19 protein-coding genes and 1 riboswitch are annotated in these 23706 nt (G+C 68.7%); of the genes, 10 read left to right on the plus strand and 9 right to left on the minus strand.

Annotated features, from left to right (window positions below; genetic code table 11):
- Positions 1-48: 48 nt before the first annotated feature.
- Positions 49-3642 (minus strand): hydantoinase B/oxoprolinase family protein, encoded by a 3594-nt coding sequence (locus OG817_RS40925; RefSeq protein ID WP_406050359.1) that lies wholly within the window; start codon positions 3640-3642, stop codon positions 49-51.
- A 120-nt stretch (positions 3643-3762) separates the two neighbouring features.
- Here OG817_RS40925 and OG817_RS40930 point away from each other — a divergent pair, with 120 nt between their 5' ends.
- The 3 genes from OG817_RS40930 (at position 3763) to OG817_RS40940 (ending at position 6423) form a co-directional block, all read left to right on the plus strand.
- Positions 3763-4488, plus strand: coding sequence for a GntR family transcriptional regulator (locus OG817_RS40930; RefSeq protein WP_406050360.1), 726 nt, complete (start codon positions 3763-3765; stop codon positions 4486-4488).
- Positions 4489-4574: 86 nt separating this feature from the next.
- The gene (locus OG817_RS40935; RefSeq protein ID WP_406050362.1) at positions 4575-6005 is read left to right on the plus strand and encodes an aminopeptidase P family protein; all 1431 of its coding nucleotides are present in this window, start codon (positions 4575-4577) and stop codon (positions 6003-6005) included.
- 190 nt (positions 6006-6195) lie between these two features.
- The gene (locus tag OG817_RS40940) at positions 6196-6423 is read left to right on the plus strand and encodes a hypothetical protein (protein WP_360445773.1); all 228 of its coding nucleotides are present in this window, start codon (positions 6196-6198) and stop codon (positions 6421-6423) included.
- 54 nt (positions 6424-6477) lie between these two features.
- Here the strand turns inward: OG817_RS40940 and OG817_RS40945 are convergent, their stop codons facing one another.
- Positions 6478-7965 (minus strand): alpha/beta hydrolase, encoded by a 1488-nt coding sequence (locus OG817_RS40945; RefSeq protein WP_406050364.1) that lies wholly within the window; start codon positions 7963-7965, stop codon positions 6478-6480.
- Between the two features lie 122 nt (positions 7966-8087).
- On the opposite strand from OG817_RS40945, the gene OG817_RS40950 reads away from it, so the two are divergent.
- Positions 8088-8471, plus strand: coding sequence for a DUF3817 domain-containing protein (locus OG817_RS40950; protein WP_393381008.1), 384 nt, complete (start codon positions 8088-8090; stop codon positions 8469-8471).
- Positions 8469-8561: riboswitch (glycine riboswitch) on the plus strand. Its footprint overlaps the gene before it by 3 nt.
- Positions 8562-8647: 86 nt before the next feature.
- On the plus strand, positions 8648-10021 hold the full coding sequence (locus OG817_RS40955) for an L-serine ammonia-lyase (RefSeq protein WP_406050365.1): 1374 nt from the start codon (positions 8648-8650) through the stop codon (positions 10019-10021).
- Here the strand turns inward: OG817_RS40955 and OG817_RS40960 are convergent, their stop codons facing one another.
- Together OG817_RS40960 and OG817_RS40965 are read right to left on the minus strand one after the other, a co-directional pair.
- Positions 10022-10414, minus strand: a complete 393-nt coding sequence (locus OG817_RS40960; protein WP_406050367.1) for an SDR family NAD(P)-dependent oxidoreductase — start codon at positions 10412-10414, stop codon at positions 10022-10024. It abuts the gene before it with no gap.
- Between the two features lie 35 nt (positions 10415-10449).
- Positions 10450-10728: an SDR family NAD(P)-dependent oxidoreductase gene (locus OG817_RS40965; RefSeq protein WP_406050368.1), complete on the minus strand. Its 279-nt coding sequence runs from the start codon at positions 10726-10728 to the stop codon at positions 10450-10452.
- A 102-nt stretch (positions 10729-10830) separates the two neighbouring features.
- On the opposite strand from OG817_RS40965, the gene OG817_RS40970 reads away from it, so the two are divergent.
- The 4 genes from OG817_RS40970 (at position 10831) to OG817_RS40985 (ending at position 13139) form a co-directional block, all read left to right on the plus strand.
- A complete protein-coding gene (locus tag OG817_RS40970) occupies positions 10831-11661 on the plus strand; it encodes a helix-turn-helix transcriptional regulator (protein WP_406050370.1) in 831 nt (276 codons plus the stop codon).
- 143 nt (positions 11662-11804) lie between these two features.
- Entirely contained in the window at positions 11805-12449 is a 645-nt protein-coding gene (locus OG817_RS40975; protein WP_406050371.1) for a hypothetical protein, read from the plus strand.
- A gap of 22 nt (positions 12450-12471) precedes the next feature.
- A complete protein-coding gene (locus OG817_RS40980) occupies positions 12472-12708 on the plus strand; it encodes a CopG family transcriptional regulator (RefSeq protein ID WP_396392695.1) in 237 nt (78 codons plus the stop codon).
- The gene (locus OG817_RS40985; RefSeq protein WP_406050373.1) at positions 12705-13139 is read left to right on the plus strand and encodes a PIN domain-containing protein; all 435 of its coding nucleotides are present in this window, start codon (positions 12705-12707) and stop codon (positions 13137-13139) included. The genes OG817_RS40980 and OG817_RS40985 overlap by 4 nt, the downstream gene beginning before the upstream one ends.
- A gap of 3 nt (positions 13140-13142) precedes the next feature.
- On the opposite strand, the gene OG817_RS40990 is transcribed toward OG817_RS40985, so the two are convergent.
- From OG817_RS40990 to lysX, 3 genes are all read right to left on the minus strand, one after another.
- Positions 13143-13970 (minus strand): alpha/beta fold hydrolase, encoded by an 828-nt coding sequence (locus OG817_RS40990; RefSeq protein WP_406050374.1) that lies wholly within the window; start codon positions 13968-13970, stop codon positions 13143-13145.
- 71 nt (positions 13971-14041) lie between these two features.
- Entirely contained in the window at positions 14042-14965 is a 924-nt protein-coding gene (locus OG817_RS40995; protein WP_406050375.1) for a hypothetical protein, read from the minus strand.
- 78 nt (positions 14966-15043) lie between these two features.
- A complete protein-coding gene (lysX, locus tag OG817_RS41000) occupies positions 15044-18400 on the minus strand; it encodes a bifunctional lysylphosphatidylglycerol synthetase/lysine--tRNA ligase LysX (RefSeq protein ID WP_406050376.1) in 3357 nt (1118 codons plus the stop codon).
- Between the two features lie 161 nt (positions 18401-18561).
- Here lysX and OG817_RS41005 point away from each other — a divergent pair, with 161 nt between their 5' ends.
- The gene (locus OG817_RS41005) at positions 18562-19320 is read left to right on the plus strand and encodes an alpha/beta fold hydrolase (protein ID WP_406050377.1); all 759 of its coding nucleotides are present in this window, start codon (positions 18562-18564) and stop codon (positions 19318-19320) included.
- Here OG817_RS41005 and OG817_RS41010 read toward each other — a convergent pair.
- Positions 19317-20567, minus strand: coding sequence for an ROK family transcriptional regulator (locus tag OG817_RS41010; RefSeq protein WP_131359856.1), 1251 nt, complete (start codon positions 20565-20567; stop codon positions 19317-19319). The genes OG817_RS41005 and OG817_RS41010 overlap by 4 nt on opposite strands.
- Before the next feature lie 179 nt (positions 20568-20746).
- Positions 20747-23671, minus strand: a complete 2925-nt coding sequence (locus tag OG817_RS41015) for an ATP-binding protein (RefSeq protein WP_406050378.1) — start codon at positions 23669-23671, stop codon at positions 20747-20749.
- Positions 23672-23706 lie beyond the last annotated feature (35 nt).

The raw sequence follows: 23706 nt of genomic DNA on the forward strand, positions 1-23706 counted from the left end.
CCGGTCCGTACGTCGACGATGTCGAAGATTCGAGCTCTGGTTGACGAGTCAGTCGGCAGGTTCGCCGTAGCCGCCACCGCCAGGGGTCTCGAGCACGAGTACGTCGCCGGCGGCCACGGAGAGCGAATCGTTGCCGGCCATCTGTGTCACGGAGCCATCCGCGCGCTCGATCCACTGGCGGCCGAGGCTGCCGGGCAGTCCGCCGGCCATGCCGTACGGCGGCACGCGGCGGTGACTGGCCAGTGTGCTCACGGTCATCGGCTCCAGGAACCGGATCCGGCGGCGGCCACCGCTGCCGCCGCGCCAGCGGCCCGCACCACCGCTGGCGTCGCGGATCTCGAAGCTCTCCAGCCGTACCGGGTAACGCCACTCCAGCACTTCTGGATCTGTCAGCCGTGAGTTCGTCATGTGGGTCTGGACGACATCGGCCCCCGCGAAGCCTTCGCCCGCGCCGGCTCCGCTGCCGACGGTCTCGTAGTACTGGTGCAGGTCGTTGCCGAACGTGAGGTTGTTCATCGTCCCGGAGCCCTCCGCCTGGACGCCGAGGGCGGCGTAGAGAGCGCCGGTGACGGCCTGCGAGATCTCGACGTTGCCTGCGGCAACCGCCGCAGGGTACTCCGGTGACAGCATCGTTCCCGACGGGACGATCACCCGCAGCGGTTCCAGGCAGCCTGAGTTCAGTGGGATCTCGTCGTCCACCAGGGTGCGGAAGACGTACAGAACTGCGGCCATCACCACCGAGGACGGCGCGTTGCCGTTGCCGGGCTGTTGTGCGGAGGTTCCGGTGAAGTCGATCTCCGCTGTCCGCGCGGAGGCGTCCACCTTGACCGCCACCTCGATCCGCGCGCCCGAGTCGAGCTCATAGCTGTAGCTGCCGTCGTGGAGCGTCGGGATGATCCGCTGCACTGCCTCGGCCGCATTGCGGCGCACGTGTTCCATGTACGCAGATACGACGTCGAGGCCGAAGTGGTCGACCATCGCCCGCAGTTCCTCGACCCCCTTCTCGTTGGCCGCGACCTGGGCCCGCAGGTCGGCGATGTTCGTCGCGGGGTTGCGCGACGGGTACGCCGCGGTGCGCAGCAGTTCGACGGTTTCGCGCTCTCGCAACGCGCCGCCCGAAACCAGCAGCCAGTTGTCGATCAGCACCCCTTCCTCCTCGATCCGGGTGCTGTTGGCCGGCATCGAACCGGGCGTGATGCCACCGATCTCCGCGTGGTGGCCGCGGGACGCGACGTAGAACAAGATGTCCTTCCCCGCCTGGTCGAAGACCGGGGTCACCACGGTGATGTCCGGCAGGTGGGTGCCGCCCCGGTAAGGGTTGTTGAGCATGTACGTGTCACCCGGCGCCATCTTTGCGGCGTTCGCAGCGATCACCATCTTGATGCTCTCGCCCATCGAGCCGAGGTGGACCGGGATGTGCGGCGCGTTCGCGATCAGGTTGCCCTCGGCGTCGAACAGCGCGCAGGAGAAGTCCAGCCGCTCCTTGATGTTCACCGACTGTGAGGTGCTCTGCAGCCGCACACCCATCTGTTCGGCGATAGACATGAACAGGTTGTTGAAGATTTCCAGCATCACCGGGTCGACCTCGGTCCCGATCCCCTGCCCAACCGCTCGTGCCGCCACCCGGCTGAGCAGCAGGTGACCGAGATCGTTGACGCCGGCCCGCCAGCCGGCTTCGACCACCGTGGTCGCATTGGCCTCGGCGATGACCGCCGGTCCGTCCACCCGGTCGCCGGGGACGATGTCGTCGCGCTGATACAGATCGACGTCTACCCACGCGCCGGCTGAGAACATCGGTACCCGGGCCACGGCGCGCAACTCGCCACCCGGTCGCTCCGAACGGATCCAGTTCGCCTCGCCGGATCCGGTGGCGCCGAGCAGTTCGAGCGACACTGCCTCGACGACGATCGGCCGGTCCGCCATCAGGAAGGAGAACCGTCGCCGGTAGGTGGCCTCGAACTCCGCCACCATCTCGTCCACTCCGCCGACAGACACGGCGACAGCGGTGTCGGTGCCGTCGTAGCGCAGCAGCGCGCGACGGATCGCGGTGATCCGCTCGGCCGGGATGCCTTCGCCCTCGAGCTCACGCCCGGCGTCGTCGGTGAGTTCGTCGAGGACCTGCGCGAGCTCGGGGAGTACGGCGGCGCTCAGTGTCGTCTCGATCGCCCGCTCGCGCAGGGCCGCGACGTCGGCGACACCCATGCCGTACGCCGAGAGCACGCCCGCGAGCGGATGGATGAGCACCTGTGTCATGCCCAGGGCGTCAGCGACCGCGCAGGCGTGCTGGCCTCCTGCTCCACCGAACGTCGCCAGGACGTACCGGGTGACGTCGTACCCGCGTTGCACCGAGATCTTCTTGATCGCGTTCGCCATGTTCGCGACGGCGATGTCGGCGAAGCCGGCCGCGACCTCCTCCGGAGCTCGCCCGTCCCCGATCACGGTGGCGAGCTCCGCGAACTTCCGCCGTACGACGTCTGAGTCGAGCCGCTGGTCGCCGTTCTCGCCGAACACGGCCGGGAAGAAGCCCGGCTGCACCCGGCCGAGCATCACGTTCGCATCCGTGACCGTGAGCGGACCACCCCTACGGTACGAGGCGGGACCTGGATCCGCGCCCGCCGATCCTGGACCGACCCGGTAGCGGCTCCCGTCGAAGGTCAGGATCGAGCCGCCGCCCGCCGCCACGGTGTGGATGCTCATCATCGGCGCGCGCATCCGTACCCCGGCGACAAGCGTTTCCAGCTCGCGTTCGAACTCGCCGGCGTAGTGCGACACATCGGTCGACGTGCCACCCATGTCGAAGCCGATCACCCGGTCGAACCCGGCAGCCGTCGTGGTCCGCGCCATCCCGACCACGCCGCCCGCGGGTCCGGACAGGATCGCGTCCTTGCCACGGAACGTGTGCGCTTCGGTGAGCCCGCCGTTCGACTGCATGAACATCAGCCGGACACCGTCCAGCTCGGACGCCACCTGATCGACGTACCGGCGCAGGATCGGCGACAGGTAGGCATCGACCACGGTCGTGTCGCCCCGCGAGACCACCTTCATCAGCGGGCTGCACTCGTGCGACAGCGAGATCTGGGTGAAGCCGACCCGGCGGGCGATCTCGCGGATCACCGCCTCATGCCGCGGATAGCGGTAGCCGTGGAGCGACACCACGGCTACCGATCGCAGGCCGTCGTCGTACGCACGCCGCAGGTCGTCGGCGACGGCCTCTTCGTCGAGCGGGACGAGGACCTTGCCGTCCGCGGCCACGCGCTCGTCCGCCTCGATCACCGCCGAGTAGACGAGCTCCGGCAGCACGATTTCGCGTGCGAAGATTCGCGGGCGGTTCTGGTAGGCGATCCGTAGCGCATCGCGGAAGCCCTTGGTGATGACGAGCACGGTCGGCTCTCCGTCGCGTTCGAGCAGCGCGTTGGTGGCCACCGTCGTGCCCATCTTGACGACCTCGATGCGCTCTGCCGGGATCCGTTCCCCGGCCGGCACCGCGAGCAGCCGGCGGATGCCCTCGACGGCGGCGTCCCGGTAGCGCTCCGGGTTCTCGGACAGGAGCTTGTGCGTCACCAGGGTGCCGTCCGGACGCCGAGCGACGACGTCGGTGAAGGTGCCGCCACGGTCGATCCAGAACTCCCACTTCCCCGCCATGCCTTCCCGCCTTCCCGGATAGCCGTCGTGGTGGAAACACTAGAGATTGTTCAACAATCCTGCAAGAGCTTTGTTCGACCAAAGTTTCGTCGAGTGGCCTGGTTGCGGGATGATGCGCAGATGAGCACGGGTGAGGCCGACGACACACCCCGGCAGGCGTGGTTGCGATCGGTTGCCGCTGATGTCGCGCGCCTGGACCGCAGCAGCTCGGCCGAGCGGGCCGCGGACATCCTGCGCCGCAGCATCACTGAGGGTGCGCTGCCCCCGGGTGCCCAGCTGTCCGAGATCGAGCTGACCGAGGTGCTGGAGGTCAGCCGCAACACCCTCCGCGAAGCCTTCCGGCTGCTCACCCACGAAGGTCTGCTGGTCTACAAGTTGCATCGCGGCGTGTTCGTCCCGGAGTTGGGCGAGCGCGACGTGGTCGACCTGTACCGGCTCCGCCGGGTGCTCGAGGTCGATGTTGTGCGGGGTCTGGCCGAGCGCGATCCGGAGCTGCCGACGAGCCGGCTCGAGCCGCTGCAGGACGATGTCGAAGCCGCGGAGGCGGCCGCGCTCACGGATCGCTGGCCGGCCGTCGGTACGGCGAACATGCGGTTCCACGAGCACCTGATCGGTCTGGCCGACAGTGCCCGGATGGATGCGATGACCGGGCGGCTGCTGGCCGAGTTGCGGCTTGTCTTCCAGGTGATCGCGACGCCGCGTGAGCTGCACGAGCCGTACATCACACGGAACCGTGAGCTGTTCGAGCTGCTCGAGGCGCGTAAGTACGACGAGGCGGCGGCCGACCTGCATCAGTACCTGCTCGACTCCGAGCGCGGTCTGCTGGAGGCATTCCGGGCCCGCTGATCCACCAGAGGCGATAAGGGCTTGCGCGCCCCGCCACGACCTGAGTTGATACCTGTAACCGTCAGCTGCAAAGGGGAGCACAGCGCATGACCGACGACGACCGTACCGAGCAGACACCCAAGTCCTACCGCCCGATCGACGCGAAGGGGTTCCGGGAGTCCATCTCGCGCGGCTGGGGGCCCGTCGACCGATCCGTGACCGTGCCGGAGGGACTGGCCGAGGCTGCAGCCGAACACCGGCGCAAGCTGTCGGCGTCGTTGCCGGGCCGGCGGATCGCGATCGCGGCCGGCCGCGCACCGGTTCGTTCGAACGACACGGATTACATGTTCCGCGCCGACAGCGACTTCGTCTGGCTCACCGGTTGCCAGGCCGAAGGCGCCGTACTGGTGCTGTCGGCCGACGGCGACGCGACGCTGTACCTGCGGGAGACCGCCGGGCCGGACGAGGCCGACTTCTTCGCCAACGCGCGCGACGGTGAGCTGTGGATCGGGCCGGTGCCCGGGCTGAAGGACTGGTCGGACGCGCTGCAGATCCCCTGCCGCCCGATCGAGGAGTTGCCCCAGGGCGTGCGCGGCGCGGTGCCGTTCATGCTGTCGGTGCCGGGCGTAGAGCCGATGCTGGACGCTCTGGTGCGGACCTCCCCGACCGACGGGAACTCGCTGCGCCAGACGCTGGCGGAGCTGCGCCGGATCAAGGACGACTGGGAGCTGGACCAGCTGCGGGAGGCCGTCGCGGCCAGCGTGCTCGCGTTCGGCGACGTGGCGAGTGAGCTGCCGGAGGCGATCCGGGGCGGCGGCGAGCGGTGGCTGCAGGGCACCTTCGACCGGCGCGCGCGGACCGCGGGCAACGGCGTCGGGTACGCCTCGATCGTTGCTGCTGGCAAGCATGCGCCGGTGCTGCACTGGGTCCGCAACGACGGCCCGGTGAACGAGGGCGACGTGATCCTGCTGGACGCCGGCGTCGAGACCCGGACGCTCTACACAGCCGACGTGACCCGGACGTTCCCGGCCACCGGGGAGTACACCGCGGCCCAGCGGCAGGTGCACGACCTGGTGCACAAGGCCCAGTTGGCGTCACTCGACGCCGTCAAGGTCGGAGCGCCGTACCGTGCCTTCCAGTACGAGGCGATGAAGGTGCTGGCCGAAGGGCTGCGCGACTGGGGGCTGCTCGACGTCTCGATCGACGAACTGCTCGGCCCGGACGGGCAGCAGCACCGTCGTTTCATCGTGTGCGGGACGGGCCACTACATCGGCCTCGACGTCCACGACTGTGACGCTTCGCGTCCGGAGGCGTACTTCGCCGGCGACATCGAGGCCGGGATGGCGCTCGCGGTCGAGCCCGGGCTCTACTTCCACCCGAACGACGAGACCGTGCCGCCGGAACTGCGCGGGATCGGAATCCGGATCGAGGACAACGTCGTGGTCCACTCCGACCGGCTCGAGATCCTCACCAAGGACCTTCCGATCACCACCGACGGCCTCGAGAACTGGACGCGGTCCCACCTCGACGCGCGGTGACCGGACGACTCCGGAAAATTATCGATCACAAGCAGTAACACTGACGCCCTCGGCAACGATGTAGGGAGCGGGGGAGGGTCGAACTCGGCTCGGCGCGTGGTAGTGGGGGGCCGCGTACCACGCGCCCGGCCGAGGCGGCCCCGACTGGGGCCGTGGGGGACCCAGAATCCTGGGGCACGGGGAGCACGTCATGAATCTACGAGTGCGCGTAGTTCACTGCGGCGATCGACGCTGGTACGCCGACATCGACGACGCCGATGATCCGCAGCCCGACGATCCGTTCTGGTACGTCGACAACTGCCGATCCCAGACGCAGGCCCTGGAGTCGGCCTGCGCCGAACTCCGGCTGCTGGCGGGCCGGATGGTCCGCGGCGACGAGATCATCCGTGTGCTCGATGTAACCGGCGTACCGGTCTGAAGTTCACACGGACCCCGGGCCGGCGCTTGTTGGGAGCGCCGGCCCGGACTCGTGTCAGCCCACCGGTGGTACGGCGGGACAGCTGGTGCCGCGCTTCGGGACCTGCAACTTGATCAGATAGTCGTCGATTGTCGACTGCACGCACGGACTGGTCGTGTAGCTGCCGTGCCCCCAGCCCTCGTAGGTCAACAGCCTGCCATCGCGACCCAGTTGGCGGGCGACGTTCTGGGCCCAGCTGTAGGGAGTGGCCGGGTCGTGGATCCCGCCCGCGAGCAGGACCGGCGTCGTCAGATCGTGAACCTTCAGCGTGTGCTGTGGGTTGTTCGCCTTCGGTGTGCCGAGGCAGGTCGTGACGGCGATCAGCTCACCCGGGTACCGCATGTCGGGGTTGTTCCGGCCGATCCGGTCGATCAGGCCGGAGTACTCCCGGTAGTCGCGCACCGGCAGGTGCCAGTCCTGGCAGAACGGGGCAATCGTGTTGTTCTCCAAGCCGGTCGGCACCGGGGCCTGGCCGGTGGGCGGCTCGCTCTCGTCGAGCTGCTTCAGCATGTCGGCCAGCCTGGCCCACTGCGGGTCGTAGAAGGTCCGGAACACCGCGAAGCTGAGGTAGAACGGGGTGATGGCGACATTCGGCTGCCGGGGATCCGGGATCTCACCGCGCCCGGATCGCTGCAGGAGGTCCGCCCAGAGCGCGCGGACGTCGCGGCCGTGCAGTGAACAGGCCGTTGCCTGATCGCACCATTTCACGAACTCGTCGAACGAGTCCTGCACCGCGGCCGACTCGTCGTCGAGGAACAGGCGCGCGGTCGGCACACTGTGGTCCATCACGGCCTCGATGACGATCGCGCGAGCGTGCCCGGGGAACGCCTCGGCGTACTGCGCGCCGAGCATCGTCCCGTACGACGAGCCGTGGAAGGAGATCTGCGACTCGCCGAGTGCCTTCCGGATCGCGTCCACGTCGCGCACCGTCTGCCAGGTGTCGATGTGGTCGTAGAGCGGTCCGGTGTGCTTGCGGCAGTCGGCGGCAAGGGTGCGGTTGTAGCGCACGGTCGCGTCGAAGTCGGCCTGGCTCTTCATCAGCGGCGACGGCTGCCGGGCGAGCAGCGCCGCGGAGCAGAGCACCGGGTTGCTGCGGGCGATCCCCCGCGGATCGAAGCTGACGATGTCGAAGCGATCCTGCAGGGCCGGGCTGAATCTTTCGATGCCGGTCTTGATCCGGTCGACGCCGGAGTCACCGGGGCCGCCCGGGCCGAACACCAGCACGCCGACCCGGTCGCTCGGGGATCTCGCCGTACGCCGGGCGATCGCGAGGCCGAACGTCGGTCCGTCCGGATGGTGCCAGTCCACCGGCACCTGCAGGGTCGCGCACTGCGATCCCTTCACTTCCGCGGGATCGTCCTTGCCCTCGGGCTTACAGTCGGACCACTGCACTGTCGCCGGCTTGGGTACGTCGGCCGGCGCGGGCACCGCGGTGAGACCCGCCGCGGCGAATCCCAGGACCACACCCCACGCGGTGGTCCTGAGTATTTGTCTGGACGTCATCAGGGAAGTCTCCTGTCTGGGGAACCTCCCTCGATCCTCAGCAACCGTTTGCCTGCGCACATCGGGGAGCAGCCCTCGACACACCCCGGCCGCGGCTTGGGGGACTTGTTAGGGTCTGGTCGATGACCGAGACGACTGTTGCCGCCCCGGCCGGCACGAAGAAACACGCGACCTGGTTCCGCACGGTGGCGATCGCCGAGGCGATCTCCTGGACCGGTCTGCTGATCGGAATGCTGTTCAAATACGTGCTGTCCGACAACGAGCTCGGAGTGAAGATCTTCGGCCCGATCCACGGCGGCATCTTCATCGTGTACGTGCTCACCGTGCTGCTGGTGCGTGGCCCGTTGCGCTGGTCCTGGCCGGTCACGCTGCTCGCGCTGGCGGCCAGTGTTCCGCCGCTGTTCACCTGGTTCTTCGAGATCTGGGCGGTGCGCACGGGCCGGATTGACGACGGCCGGGACACCGCCGTACCGTCCAGGGCGTCAGCTAATTCAACAGCCGCATGAACCCGTGCGGGAGAGTCCCGGGTACGACCCGGGCGCCGTAGGAGCAACTCTCCCCAAGAATCTCTCAGGCACCTTCACCGCACGGGCGAGGCACCTCTGGAAGACGTCCCCGGACGTCTGACAGAGCGGGGAGGACACCAAACGGTCAACGGCGACCGGAAGGAAACCTCCACACGATGGCGATCAGCGTCTTCGACCTGTTCAGTATCGGGATCGGCCCGTCGAGCTCCCACACGGTGGGACCGATGCGCGCCGCCCGCACCTTCGCACTCGGCCTGGCCGATGCCGGCCTGCTGGCTACTACCGCGACCGTCGAGGCACAGCTGTTCGGTTCGCTGGGGGTGACCGGCCACGGCCACGGCAGCAACAAGGCCGTCCTGCTCGGTCTCGAGGCCGAGGATCCCGAGACCGTCGTCACTCACTCGGTCGATGCACGTGTCGAGACGATCCGCGAGCGCGGCCGGTTGCTGTTGGCCGGCACCCACGAGATCACGTTCGACGAGAACGCACACCTGGTGATGCACCGGCGCAAGGTCCTGCCGTACCACCCGAACGGGATGACGTTCGTGGCCCGGTCCGCGGACGGCGGCGTACTGCGGGAGCGGACGTACTACTCGGTCGGCGGCGGGTTCGTGGTCGACGAGGACGCGGCGGCCGGGGACCGGATCGTGCCGGACACGACCCCGCTGAAGTACCCGTTCACGACCGGCGCCGAGCTGCTCGAGCGGTGCCGTGAGTCGCAGCTGCCGATCAGCGAGGTGATGCTCGCCAACGAGCTGGCCTGGCGGACCGAGACCGAGATCCACGACGGCCTGTTGCATATCTGGCAGGTGATGCAGGACTGCGTCCGCGAGGGTTGTGAGACCGAGGGCATCCTGCCCGGCGGCCTGAAGGTCCCGCGGCGGGCGCACGCGCTGCACCAGAAGCTGAGCCGCGACCCGTGGTCGGTGGATCCGCTCAAGGTGATGGACTGGGTCAACCTGTTCGCGCTCGCGGTGAACGAGCAGAACGCGTCCGGCGGGCGGATCGTCACCGCGCCGACGAACGGAGCCGCGGGCATCATCCCCGCCGTACTGCACTACTACCGGCGGTTCGTGCCGGGGGCAACCGACGACGGCGCGGTCCGGTTCCTGCTCACCGCCGGCGCGATCGGCGTGCTCTACAAGGAGAACGCGTCGATCTCCGGCGCCGAGGTCGGCTGCCAGGGCGAGGTCGGCTCGGCCTGCTCGATGGCGGCGGCCGGGCTGTGCGAGGTTCTCGGCGGTACGCCGCAGCAGGTCGAGAACGCGGCCGAGATCGCGATGGAGCACAACCTCGGCCTGACCTGCGACCCGGTCGGCGGCCTGGTGCAGATCCCGTGCATCGAGCGGAACGCGATGGCGTCGGTGAAGGCGGTCAACGCGGCCCGGATGGCGATGCACGGCGACGGGGTGCACGTGGTCACCCTCGACAAGGTGATCAAGACGATGCGCGAGACCGGCGCCGACATGAAGATCAAGTACAAGGAGACGTCCCGTGGCGGCCTGGCCGTCAACGTCATCGAATGCTGATCACCAAGGCACGGTTCCGGTCAGGCTCAGATACTCACCGGTCGGTCCGTCCGGGCCGATCTGGGCCAGCCGGACGATGATCTCCGCTCCCTGCTCGACCGTCTGGTCGCCGCTGTGCCCGTTGAAGTCGGTCGCGGTGTAGCCGGGGTCGACCGTGTTGATCCGCAGTTGCGGCAGTTGCCGCGCGTACTGGACGGTGAGCATGTTGAGTGCTGCCTTCGAGGAGCCGTAGCCCGGTGCGGGAACCCAGACCGGGACCCCAGCGGACTGTCCCTCTGGATCTACGGCCGTGGCGATCGAGCCGAGCCCGCTGGACACATTCACGACGACCGGGTTGGCGCTGCGCTTGAGCAGCGGTAGGAAACGGTGCAGCATTCGGATCGGTCCGAACACGTTGACGTCGTACGTCTGTCGCAGGTCATCAGCCGTCAGGTCCCAGGCGGTGCGGATCGGGCCAAAACCCCTGCATTGTTGATCAGTACGTCGAGTCCGCCGGCCTCGGCCTCGATCTGAGTGGCCGCATTGTCGACCGACTCGTCGCTGGTGACGTCGAGCGGCACGTAGCGCGCATCGAGAGTGGCCGCGGCCTCCTTGCCTCGCTGGGGATCGCGGGCGCCGATGTAGACGGTGTGCCCGGCGGCGATCAGCCGGCGGGCGGTTTCGAATCCAAGGCTCTTGTTGGCCCCGGTGATGAGTGTCGTGGTCATGTACTCAGCCTCGTGCCAGGGGTTTCGGCCAGGTAGTACCCGCGATGTCCTAGGGAACGGCAGTACCAGGCTGGCCGGTGCGGTGCGCGGAATACTGGGTGCATGAGCGAGCTGGGCCGGACACTGCACGCGTGGCGGGATCGGGTGACGCCGGACGCGGTCGGCCTTCCGGCGGGCGGCAAGCGGCGCGCGCCGGGACTGCGCCGGGAAGAGCTGGCGCACCTGGCCGGAATGTCGGTGGACTATGTCGTCCGCCTCGAGCAAGGTCGGTCGGACTCGCCGTCGGTTCAGGTGCTGACCGCGTTGTCCCGGGCACTTCGCCTGTCCGATGCCGAGCGCAACCATCTCTTCGTGCTCGCCGGCCAGGTGGAACCGTCTCCAGGGAGGATTTCGGCGTACATCCCGCCCGGCGTGCAGCGGATCGTGGACCAGCTCGACGGTGCGCCGCTGTGCGTGTGCGACGCCGCCTGGACGGTGATCACCTGGAATCCGCTCTTCGCGGCCTTGATCGGTGATCCGTCCGAGTGGCGTGGCCGGTGGCGGAACATCATCTGGCGCCAGTACGCGGCTCCGGGGGAACGCGTCGTACAGACACCCGAGCAGCAGCGGACGTTCCGGGCCGCGATGGTGACGGACCTGCGTGCCTCGATCGCTCGCTATCCGCACGACCCGGAGCTCAAGGGGCTGATCCACGAACTGCGGACCGGCTACGACGCGTTCGCCCAACTCTGGGATCAACCGGTCGTCGGGTTCCATCAGAGCGAGCAGAAGACCATCAACCACCCCGATCTCGGTGCCATCGTCATCGACTGCGACGTACTCACAGTGCCGGGCAATGATCTGCGCATCGTGGTTTACACCGCCGCGCCGAACAGCGAGGCCACCGAGAAGCTGCGTCTGCTGTCGGTCGTCGGCCTGCAGGCGCTCGGGTGATAACTGAACTCACCGGTCCCATGACGGAGCGAAATCCTACGCGCGCGTAGGGGTAACTCGGCTGCCGAAAAGTTGCGATCTAGCGTGGAATTTCTTCCAAGGGCTGTTTGAAGCGCTGGTGCACCAGATACCCTCCGGGACTTGTGAGACCGATCGCTGCCGTGGCCGCCCGCCGCCCGCCCTGGCAGAACCCGCAGCGGCTGCGACAGGTCGCCGGCGTCGCCGGCGCACTGCTGCTGCTCTACCTTGTGCTGGTCCTGGTCGCTCTCCTCGGCGGCCCGCGGCTGGGTGCGTCGTTCCTGCCGCTGCCCGGCGGCGGACCGGACCCGGCCAACCCGGTCGCCGGGCTCCAGCCCAGTCAGCCGACCAAGAACGTCCCGACGATCCCGGGCGGCAGTTCGCCGACCCCCGGTGCCACGCTCGCGAGTACGCCGTTGCCGCCGGCAACCACCCCGGAGGAGACGACCGGCACGGGCAACTCCGTCGTCGACAGCGGAGTGAAGACGCCCTCCCCGACGGAGGTGGTCAAGCCGTCGCAGCAGGTCGTCGATCAGTACGATCCGACCACCCCGGTCGGTACCAAGCGCCCGCCGACGCACACCACCGCGCCGCCGCCTGACCCGACGACCGATCCTCCGGACACGACGACCAGTCCGCCGCCCACCACCCCGGACGACCCGCCGACCACTCCTGACGACCCAGGAACCCAGGACCCGGACCCGGATCCGGACCCGCCCCTCACCCTCGGCGGCCTACTCGGCGGCCTCCTCCACACCCTCGGCCTGTAGGTACGTGTGTTAGGGTCGGTACATGTCGATGAAGCGCACAAACGTCTACGCCGATCCTGAGGATCTGGCGCTGATCAAGGATGCGGCACGTCGACGTGGGATCCCGGAAGCGGAGATCATCCGGGAGGGCATTCACCTCGCGGCGATGGCGAACAGAGTCTGGGACGAGCCGCTCGACTGGCCGACCTTCGACGGCAGCGGCGAGCCGCTGACCAAGGATGAGGTTCGGGCCGAGGTCGTGCGTCGTACCGACCGGTGATCCTCGTCGCCGACACCTCGGGCATCATCGCGGCCTTCGATCGCAACGCACCCGAGGGGCCATTGTGCAGGAAGCTCCTCCAGGACGCCGGGACAGTTGTTCTTTCGCCGCTGGTGCTTGCAGAGGTTGATCACCTGGCCCGAGCCCGGCTTGGTGGCGCGGCCAGGGCGTCGATCCTCGAGTTACTGCTGACCCAGGTCCGGCGGATGCGTTTTCAGGTACCTGACATTCGCCCGGAAACCTTCGCGACTGCCTTGGCGATCATGAGCCGGTACGCGGACCTGGATCTCGATCTGGCTGATGCTGTCAGCGTCGCGCTCGCCGCGGACTACCGGACCGATGCTGTCCTCACCCTGGACCGGAGGGACTTCAGAGCCGTCCGTCCGCTCACGCCACATGCTGCTTTCCGGCTGCTGCCTGACGATCTGTGATCGTCAGCCCTCCGGGGTTTGGAGGATGGTGTCTGCTACCAGGGCGGGTGCGTCGTTCATCGGGACGTGACCGCAGTCGAGAAGTGGGATCATGCGGGCGCGCGGGAGCTGAAGGTGAGCTCGCGCCGCCTGGGTCGGGATGAGAACGCGGTCGTGCGTGCCCCATGCGATCGTGACCGGAATGTCCGGTACGTCGCCGTCGAACGTGACGCCGGCGCGCGCATGCGCGGCGACGCGATCGAAGGCGGGTGCGTTGCGGAGGGCGCGCGTCTCGGCGACCACGGCGTCCGGATCGCGCAGGGCCGGGCGGTGGTAGATCGCGCCGGTCATCACCCGTCGGCCGGCTGCGGTGTGGGACAGCCGCCGTACGGTCGCTTCAGGGGTACGCCGGGCGACGCGGCGGAGGTTGGTCAGCAGGCCGATCGCCCAGGTGCGTTCACGGGGCGTCCAGAAGCCGGCCGGGGAGAGCGCGCTGACGGACCGAGCGAAACCGAGCTGGCCCATGCGGAGCGCGACCAGGCCGCCCATCGAGTTCCCCGCGACCTGCGGCCGGTCGACGTCGAGGGCCGTACAGAAAGCCTCGATCGCGTAGGCGAAGGTGTCGAGCTCGTTCGGGACGCCGGCCGGTACGTCGGGTGACTCGCCGAAGCCGGGGAGGTCGAGGGCGATCACGTCGCGGTGTTCGGCCAGCCGGTCGAGGACCGGGTCGAAGGCCTGCCGGTGGTGGCCGATGCCGTGCAGGAGCAGCAGCGGCTCGCCGGCTCCCTTGCGGTGGTAGGCGATCTCCACTCCCGGGACGCCGGCCACGGTCACGGTTGCGATGGCGCTCATCACTTCATCGTGACCGCGGGACGAAGTCCTGTCACCGTGACATGGCCGATGTCACATAACCTCGACAGGCCTCAGTAGGCTTCGACCTCGGTCGTCGACGCGTTGCCGTCGACGGTCGGTTCGAGGTTCACCTGCCAGGACTCGTTCCGGCCGAAGGAGCGGTCGAACTTCTGGAACGTGCAGCCGGCGCTGAACTGGCGACGTTCGGAGTTCCAGTCCGTGCCGCTCTTGTAGTAGATCCGGTACGTGCCGCCGATCCGGGTGATCGTGGCGGCCTTGTTCGCCTGGACGAACATCATCACATGCGGCTCGCTGGGTGGGTCGCCGTCGTTGACGACCGAGATCGCGACGTCGTTCGCCGTTCCGTTGGTGACCTTGATCCGGCCGGTGCCGGAGTCCCCCTCGCGGACCAGGATCTCGCCGTTGTCCGGTCGCTCGTTGTCCGGTGCCGGGCCGGGATCGGGCAGTGTGGCGCCGAACTTCAGCTTGAGCTTCGTCAGGGCCGCGATCGCGGTCTTCAGATCGGCGCGCAGCGTCCGCCGGACCTTCTGCGAGGTGTACGCGACTCCGCCGCAGCGCGCGTTCAGCTCGGCCTGGTCCGAGTCGGCCAGTGAGACCGCGGCAGTGCCGAGGCTGTCCTGCAGCAGTTCGTGTACGGCGGTCAGGCGGCTGGTCACCGTGGAGTCGGCAAGTCGTGAGGCGGCGGTGTTCAGCGACTCCGCCAGGCTTGTCATGGTCTGAGCCAGCGCCTCGGCGGTGCGCACTCGGGTGAGACTCCGCAGGTCTTTCGCCAGACCCTGCTCGAGCTTCGTCAGCTCCGCCTGGTACGCCGCCGTCCCGAGCGGCCCGGTCGGGGTCGACGAAGCCGGCGCCGAGGACGACGCACCCGCCGGCGTCGACGGCGCACCCGAGGCATCGTCCTCGGCCGGACCACCACAACCAGCCACCAGCCCCAGCACCGCAACACCGGCCCAGAGCACGCAGAACCGCTTCATGCACGTCCCCCCAGGTCGCCCCACAACCCTTGTGCCGCACAGGGTATGCGCACCGGCCAGGTCCGTGCGAGTCGAGCTCTAGCTTCTGGGAGCGGATCTAACGAACGGGAAGGCGAGGGTGGCGCGGATGTTCTGGCCGGTGAGCATCATCATGACTCGATCCACACCGATACCGAGGCCGCCGGTCGGGGGCATCGCGTACTCGAGGGTGCTGAGGAAGTCCTCGTCCAGGGACATCGCCTCGGGGTCGCCGGCCGCGGCCTTGAGGGACTGCTCGGTCAGCCGGCGGCGCTGCTCGACCGGGTCGACGAGTTCGGAGTACGCCGTACCGATCTCCGCGCCGAAGGCAACCAGGTCCCAGCGTTCGGCCAGCCGCGGTTCGGACCGGTGGCTCCGGGTCAGCGGTGACGTCTCCAACGGGAAGTCGGTGTAGAACGTCGGCACGGTCGTCGCAGGCTCGACCAACTCGTCGTATAGCTCGAGGACGAGCTCGCCCGCGGTCAGTTCGAAGGTCGTGTGTACGCCGTGCTCCGCGCACAGCTCGCGGAGCCGCTCGACCGGTGTGTCCACGTCGATCGTTGTGCCCACGGCCCGGCCGACCGCGTCGTGCACGGTGATGACGGGCCACTCACCGGAGATGTCGATCTCGCCGTCCGGTCGCTGCACCACCGGCTTGCCGAACACCGCGGTCGCCGCCTCGATCAGCAGCTCGCGGGTCAGCTCCCGCATCACCTGGTAGTCGGCGTACGGCTGGTACGCCTCGACCGAGGTGAACTCCGGGTTGTGGGTCGCGTCGGCGCCCTCGTTGCGGAAGTTCCGGTTCAGTTCGAAGACCTTGCCCATCCCGCCGACACTCAGCCGCTTCAGGAACAGCTCCGGCGCGATCCGGAGAAACAGTTCGGTGTCGTAGGCGTTGATGTGGGTCGCGAACGGCCGCGCGTTCGCCCCGCCGTGGACCGCCTGCAGCATCGGCGTCTCCACCTCGATGAACCCGCGCGCCTCGAAACCGTTGCGCAGGGCCCGGACCGCCGTACTGCGCTGCTGCATCATCCGGAGCGAGTCCGGGTTCATGATCAGGTCGAGATGCCGCTGCCGGACCCGTGCCTCCGGATCGGTGAAACCCTTCCGCTTGTCCGGCAGGGGGTGCAGGCACTTCGCCGCCATCAGCCAGCTGGTCACCGCGATCGACAGCTCGCCGCGACGACTGGTGACCACCTCGCCGGTGACGCTGACGTGATCGCCGATGTCGACAAATCGCCGCCACTGCTCGAGTGCCGTCTCGCCGCAGTCCTCAATCGTCAGCATCACCTGAAGCTGCGCCAGGCCGTCCTGCAGCTGGGCGAACGACAGACCACCGTGGTCCCGCATCCGCATGATCCGCCCGGTGATCGACACCGTGTCGCCGGTGCGGTGATCGGTCGGCAGGTTCGGGTGCAGTGCGCGCACCCGCTCCAGGGTCTCCGTGCGCGGCACGCTGACCGGGTAGGGATCGATGCCCGCAGCAATCAGCTCGCCGAGCTTGGTCCGGCGGATCAGCTCCTGCTCGGTGAGCTTGCGATCAGGCAGCGCCGGTCGCAGCAGCTTCTCCTCCTGCTCACGAACGGCGGTAGCGAACGCGCCGCCGTCCGCCGCCATGATCGCGTGCCGCTCGGCGGTCGCCACGGTGTCGACCCGGGTCCACGGCCTCGGTGCGGGCAGGAAGCCCTCCGCGGTCCCCGCCGCCAGCAGGACCTGCGCGAGCGACGCCCCACGGGAGTAGCAGATCAGTCGTGGAGACCAGCGCGGCAGGTACCTCTCGTTCGACTGGTAGAGACTCTCCAGTTGCCAGAAGCGTGAGGCGGCGGTGAGCAGCGCGTTGGTCAGCCGCAGTACCGGCCCGGCCCCGACTCGCTCGGCATCGCTGAAGATCTCCCGGAACATCGCGAAGTTCAGCGAGATCCGGTGCAGTCCGAGGTCGCCGCACGCGTCCACGAGCGACGTGACCATGAACTCCATCAACCCGTTCACGGACTCCGGGTCGCGCCGCATCAGGTCCAGCGAAACCCCTCGTACACCCCACGGCACGAACGACAGCAGCCCGCGGACCTGGCCGTCGGAGTCGCGCGCGATGACCATCACACAGCGCGCGTCGGACGGGTCACCCAGCCGCCCGAGCGCCATCGAGAACCCGCGCTCGGTCTGCGCGCCACGCCACTTCTCGGCGAGACCGACGTACTGCGCCAGGGCCTCGGGCGACAGGTCTCCGTGCCGGACGACTTCCGCGTGATAGCCGGCCCGCTGGACCCGCGTCACCGCCTGCCGGACCGGCCGCATGGTCCGGCCTTCCAGCGTGAAGTCCGCGACGTCGATGATTGCCTCGTCACCCATCGACAGTGCGCGCAGGCCGGCGTCGACGTACGCGTGTGCGCCCTCCTCGCTCACCGACAAGACCGCGGGCGACCAGCCGTACGTGCGGGCTTCCGCGAGCCAGCGCTGGATCGCGCCAGGCCAGGCGACCGGATCGCCGAGTGGGTCGCCGCTGGCCAGGCTGACCCCGTTGACCACGCGGTACGCGATCGCCGCCTGCTTGTCGGGGGAGAAGACGACCGCCTTGTCGCGCCGGGTGGCGAAGTACCCGAGCGAGTCGCGTTCACCGTGCTCCAGCAACAGGCGGCGTACGTCGAGCTCCTCGGGTTGCGTGAGGTAGCGGACTCGGCGGACCGAGCGCAGGAAGATGGCGAACGCGATCACCAGCGTCGCGGCCGAGATCGCGCCGACCGTCAGGCCGATCCAGCCGTGGCCCTCGTGCCCGCCCATCCGATTGCGGGACTGGCCGAACGCCGCGACGATCGCCCAGCCGATCTTCTCCCGTTGACCGGTCAGGGTGTTGGGGAAGATCTGCGTCAGCGTGATGCTGACCGCGATCGAGATCAGCATGCCGGCGACCAACGCGCCGATCGCGAGCCGCCGGGTGCCGGGCGCCAGTCGGGCCGGGAACGCGCCCCGGATCGTCCACAGCAGCACGATGATCGCGATCACCACGACCACCTGGACGATGCCGAGCTCGAGGTCCTTGACCGTGGCCGGGCCGAAGTCGGAGAGCAGCTCGGCGTCGTTCGGATTGGCCAGGCGGACGCTGGTGAACGCGACGGCCGCGGTCTGTGCCAGTAACCAGAGGGCCTCGAAGACCCACAGCACCCAGAGCAACGCGGCGCGCTTGCCGCGCAGCAGCGCGCTGCCGACGACGGCCAGGTAGACCGCTGGGAAGAAGGTGTGTCCGGCCGGGATGCCGAAGAAGTCGAACGCCTGGTCGACGCGCTTCACGTACGCCGGGGCGAACAAGTGCAACGGGATCGCGATGAACGACCAGACCGCGGCGGCCACCACAACACGTCCGACCCACACGGCAGCACGATGCTGCCACGCGGGAATCACCTCGGCTTGTTCCGACCGCACGCAGCGATCATGCCACTACCTCGCCGCGGCTTCGGTCGTGCTAGTCCACCTCAAGGGTATAGCTGAGACGACAGTCAATCCCTTGGTTCGGGTGCGACGCTGTCGGGCATGTGCATATTCCTGGGGACAGTACTGCCCGGCGTGAGGCACGCTTGCTCTCGATGACCGTCACCTGGATCGTGCTGCCCGGCCTGGCCGAGACTCCGGAGGAGTTCGCGCGGGTCGTCGAGTTGTTGCCGGGCACCGAGCTGCGCGTGATCGATCCTTGGCGTACGCCGGTCACCTCCGCTGTCGACGAGTTGCGTACGGCGGCCGGCCTACCGGTGGATGCGGAGATCGGATTGGTCGGTCACTCGATCGGCGGACTGGCTGCCTTGCGGTGGGCGCTGACCCGGCCGGTCGAGGTGGTCGGTCTCGTGCTCGTCGACACGAGTCTCACCTCGGAGACCGGGGTGCGGTGGTTGTATCCGGGGACGCGGGGTGATCGGGCGGTGCGTGGGTTCCTGCGGTTGCTCGGGCGGATCGGCGTACCGCAACTGCTGGGACCTGGACTGCGGCGGCTGATCGTGCGGATCGGCAGCGCGACGAAGCGGGATCTGTTGTCCAAGGCAACTGAAAGGTCCCGGTACGGCGCTGCGTCGTCGTGGCTGCTGTTCTGGGACGAACTGGCTGGGAGCTGGGAGCTGGCGACCGAGGTCGGACGCCTGGTCGCCCGGCCGGTTGATGCGATCGCGCCGACCGTGCTGCTGGTCGCCACCGGTGGTAGCTCGCGCTTCACCGCCAACCGCTGGGTGGCGGGTCAGCAACGGCTGGCGGACGCGCTGGGCGGCTCGGTCGAGGTGCTACCGGATTCCGCCCACCTCGTCCACCTGGACCGCCCAGACGCAATCGCCGCGGCCGTCCGCGGGCGGGCGACCTAGGCGGTTGTGGTGAGGGTCGGGGTGGGGAGCTTGCGTTGCCAGACCTCGTCGAGGGCCATGCGCATGGCGCCGGTGACCACAGCGTCCTCGGCCAGGGCGGACAGCTCCAGCTTTGGGTGGTTCAGGGTGAGCAGGCGCAACTGGTCGGAGATGGCGTCGAGCAGTACGGCGCCGGCCCGGGCGACGCCGCCGCCGATGACGACGGCCGTCGGGTCGAGCACGAGGATGGACGGCGCCAGCGCGCGGGCGAAGTCGCGGGCGACCTGCTGCACGACGGCCTGAGCCACGGGATCGCGTTCCGCCGCGGCCGCGAACACGTCAGCCGTGTCGAGTTGCTCTCCACCCAGCTCGGCGAGCCGGGACTTCGGGTTGTCCAGTGCGGCCTGCCGTCCGAGAGCTGCGATCGCCTCCGAGCCGACCGCACGCTCCAACGGGCCCCGGCTGTCCTCCGGGTTGATCACGTCGTCCGGCGCGGTGGCGATGAAGCCGATCTCGCCCGCCGCTCCCGTGCCGCGGTGCAGCCGCCCGTCGATGACGATGCCGGCGCCGAGTCGCTCGCCCCACTGCACTGCCAGCAGCGTGCCTGTGCCGCCACGTGCGGCGGCGATGGCGAGGGCGGCCAGGTTGGCGTCGTTGTCGAGCATCACCGGGCAGTCGAGCAGACCGCGGACGTGTTTGATCAGGTCGATCGCAGACCAGCCCGGCACACTCGGGACCAACTGGACCCGACCGGTGTGCTCGTCCACGATGCCGGGGCTGGCGGCGACGGCTGCGGCTACGTCCTCGGCCGGTACTTCGGCCTCTGCGAGAGCCTCGGTGATCACCTCGCTGATGACTCCGAGCAGCTCCTGGGCGGTCCATCCGGGTCCGGAGCGCCGTACCAGGGAGAGCTTGCGGCCGGCCAGGTCGGAGACGCCGACGGTCACCCGGTGCGGGCCGACGTCGAGGCCGAGCACCGGCGCCGCGCGGCCGCGCAGCGACACGCGGATCGCCGGGCGGCCGAGCGAACGGTCCGCCGAGTCGGGGCCGTGCTGCTGCAGCCAGCCGGCGTCCAGGAGTTCATCGACCGCCTGTGCGACGGTCGGTCTGGCCAGGCCGGTCCGTTCGACCAGCTCCGCGACACGCAGTGGTGCCGGTGCGGAGCGCCGTACCGCGTCCAGGACTGCCGCGACGTTGATCCGCCGCAGCATCGTCGTACCGCCGCCGCCGACCGTTCCCTTGCCCATGTCCGACCCCTTGCCTGCCACTCGCCCATCCTATATAGAAAGCGAGCGTTCATAAATTACCGTGATTCCCGTGTCCGCAAGCGGCCGGCGGTCCCGACTGCGTGCGTCGACAACTATCACCCACTGGGGGTCCGATCCTCCAGAACACGCATCAGTGCCGGAATCGGACCCGCGACTCGCGGAGTGTCCCGGTCCGCTGTTCAGTCCTGCACAACGGTCCGGGCGAAACTGCTCAGTGCCTCCCGATCCGGTTGCTGGGTTTTGGTCATCAGGCTCGCCACGTGTTTCTCCACCGTCCGTGGCGAGATGTGCAGCCGGGAGGCGATCGACTTGTTCCCGATCCGGTCGACCAGCAACCGGCAGACCTCGTACTCGCGGGTGGTGACCCCGAGCTGACGCAGGTGCGCCGGCACCTGCTCGGTCCCGCTCCGCCGCTGCGAGACGGTTGCCCCGAGCTGACGCAGCAGACTACGACAGGCACTGGCCACCGCCGGCACCTCCGCGTTGTGGAAGTAGTCCTCGGCCTGCCGCAGCCACGCGACCGGGTCGCCCCAGCCGTCCGCATGGGCCGGCTCGGCCACCAGCCGAAGACCCAGATAGCGCGCCATCGGGTAAAGCGACGCGGTCTCCAGCGCCTCCAGCACCTTGGCGTTGGCCGCGTCCACCCGACCGTCCCGGCCGAGCAGTACGGCATGCGCCAGTTGGACGAACTGCTTGTTCCACCGCATCCCACTGGCAGCCGCGGCGGTGATCGCCTCGAAGTGCGCCCAGGCGTTGCGGCCGGACAGTACGCCGAGCAGCAGGCCCAGACCGTACTTCCCCGAGGTGTGCAGGGTGGTCGGGTTCTGCGCGTCGTACGCGAGCGCCTGTGCCATCTCGGAGTCGGCCAGCTCGCGGTTCTCCTCCAGCAGCGCGCAGAACGTCCGCGCCAGCCCGTAGGAGTACGGCAGCTCGTACGACGCCCGTTCGCCACCCCAGTTCGCGACCTCGGCCAGCGTCGCCTCCATCGCCGTACGACGGCCCTGATGCGCCTCGAGGATCGCCTTGGTGGACAGGAAGTACGTCGCCGAGCGGCCGAGCCGCAGGCGCCGGGTCACCTCCAGGCACTCGTCGATGATGACCGCGGCCTTGGCATACTCCGACCGCAGGATCGCCTGCTGGCCGAGGATGCCGTCCACCTCGTAGGCGAGGGGAATCGCGCCGATCCGCAGTGCCTGCTGCCGGGCCCGTTCGAGCTCGGCGATGCTGCCGTTGGCCAGGCAGATCGTGCCGGCCTGGAAGATGTGCGAGCACACCCGCTGGAAGGTCATGTTGTGCTCTTCGGCCACCAGCCGGGCCCGGTGGAAGAAGTCGATCGACCGGTCCAGGTCGTGCTCACGGGACAGGATGCCGAGCAGTTGCAGCGCATCGCACGCCACCGCGGGCAGCTTGGCGCGTTCCGCCGCTTCGGCAGCGCGAGTGGCGAGCTCGGTGGCCGCCTTCAGCCGGCCGGGACTGGGCCGGGCGAGCTCGAGGTGTGCGGCGATGGCATCGACCGGTGCGAGGTCGGCGTCGCCCGCGTCGATGCCGAGCAACGATCGCGCGGTCGCGACCTGGGTCAGTGCCGCAGACCAGCGGCCCGCCATGTGTTCGAGATTGGCCAACTGGACATGCAGGGCGGCGACCCTGCTGCTGTCGAGGTTGCGGTCGGCCATCTCCTCGATGGTCGCCGCGTGCTCGGCGCTGCTCTCGAACTGGCCGGTCTCACTGAGTGCGATCAGCAACGACCCCAGTACCTCGGCGCGGTAGATGGTGTCGGGATCGCCGGCCAGTAAGGCGTTCGCGCGCTCGAGCAGGTTGACGGCCGAGGCCATCGACCCATCGTCGAACGATCGTCGCCCGGCCATCGCGAAGAGCCGCCCGGCTCGCCCGTGGTCGCCACCGGTCTCAGCCAGTTCCGCGACCATCGGACACCACTCACCCGGCAGACCCGGATGCAGTTCCTCGATCGCATCGGCACACCGTCGTGCAAGGGTAGAGCGCTCCGTCGGTGTCAGCCCGGCCAGGAGTGCATCCGCGGTCAATGGATGCCGGAATGCGTACCAGTCCGGAACGGGTTCGTCCGGCCCGACCAGTTGCGCCGCAAGACCGGCGCGCAGCGTGGCCAGCAGCAACCGCTCATCGGTCCCGGTGGCCTTGCGTACGACGCTCAGCGGGAAGCGATGGCCGATGACCGCGGCAAGCACCAGCAGGTCACGCGACTGTGGTCCGAGCTGGTCCGTCCGGCTACTGATGCTGCGCACAACGGCCGCCGGGACGGTGGTCTGCAGGCCATCGACCACCTGGACACTGCCGTCCTCCTTCGACAGCAGCTGTCCGGTCCGACTCGCCTCCTGCAGCAATTCCTCAACGATAAAAGGGACTCCGGCACTGTCCCGCCACAGGCTGTCGACCAGCGCATCGGGCACGCCGTCCGCTGGGACCTCGAGGCACCCGGCCGCGAGCTCACCCACCTCTGCGCGGTCCAAGGGCTGCAGCTCGACCAGGCCGGCCGCTCCACGCTGTGCGGACAGTTGGGCGAGCTCGAAGGCCGCGCAGGTCTCCGAACGAAGTGTGGCGACCAGAGCGATCGGCTGGTCCTCCAAGTTGTCGAGCAGATACTCGATCACAGCGAGAGTCTCCGGATCGGAACCGTGCAGATCCTCCAGCACCAGCAGGCAGCCGCGGTCCTTGCCGACCAAGGCCAGCAACCGCAGGACAGCCTCACCGAGAACGACAGTGGAGGTCGCAGTGTTGTGCGCCGTCCCGTCGTCCCAGTCCGGCACCAGGCGGCCGAGCACCTGGCGGTACGGCCCGAGTCCATCCGCCGCAGGCATCTCGCCGCGACGGATCAACGACAGCAACGCCTCCGTGAACGGGCGGAACGCAACCATCGTGCCGATCGCTCCGACGCGTCCGCGCAAGGTTGCCATCGCATCGTCCAGCGCCCGCGTGGTGGCGACTCCGGCCAGCCGGCTCTTGCCGATACCGGGCTCACCGACGAGGAAGACCGCACCTCCGTGACCGCCACGGGCTGCAGCCAGCAGGCGGTGGAGCTGATCGATCTCCCTGTCTCTGCCGACCACTCCGGGCGCACGGGTCTGCATGCTTGCCAACTCTAACGACGTATCGCTGCCACCGC

Origin of the sequence: Kribbella sp. NBC_00889 (genome assembly GCF_045207705.1) — a bacterium.
Taxonomy (GTDB): Bacteria; Actinomycetota; Actinomycetes; order Propionibacteriales; family Kribbellaceae; genus Kribbella.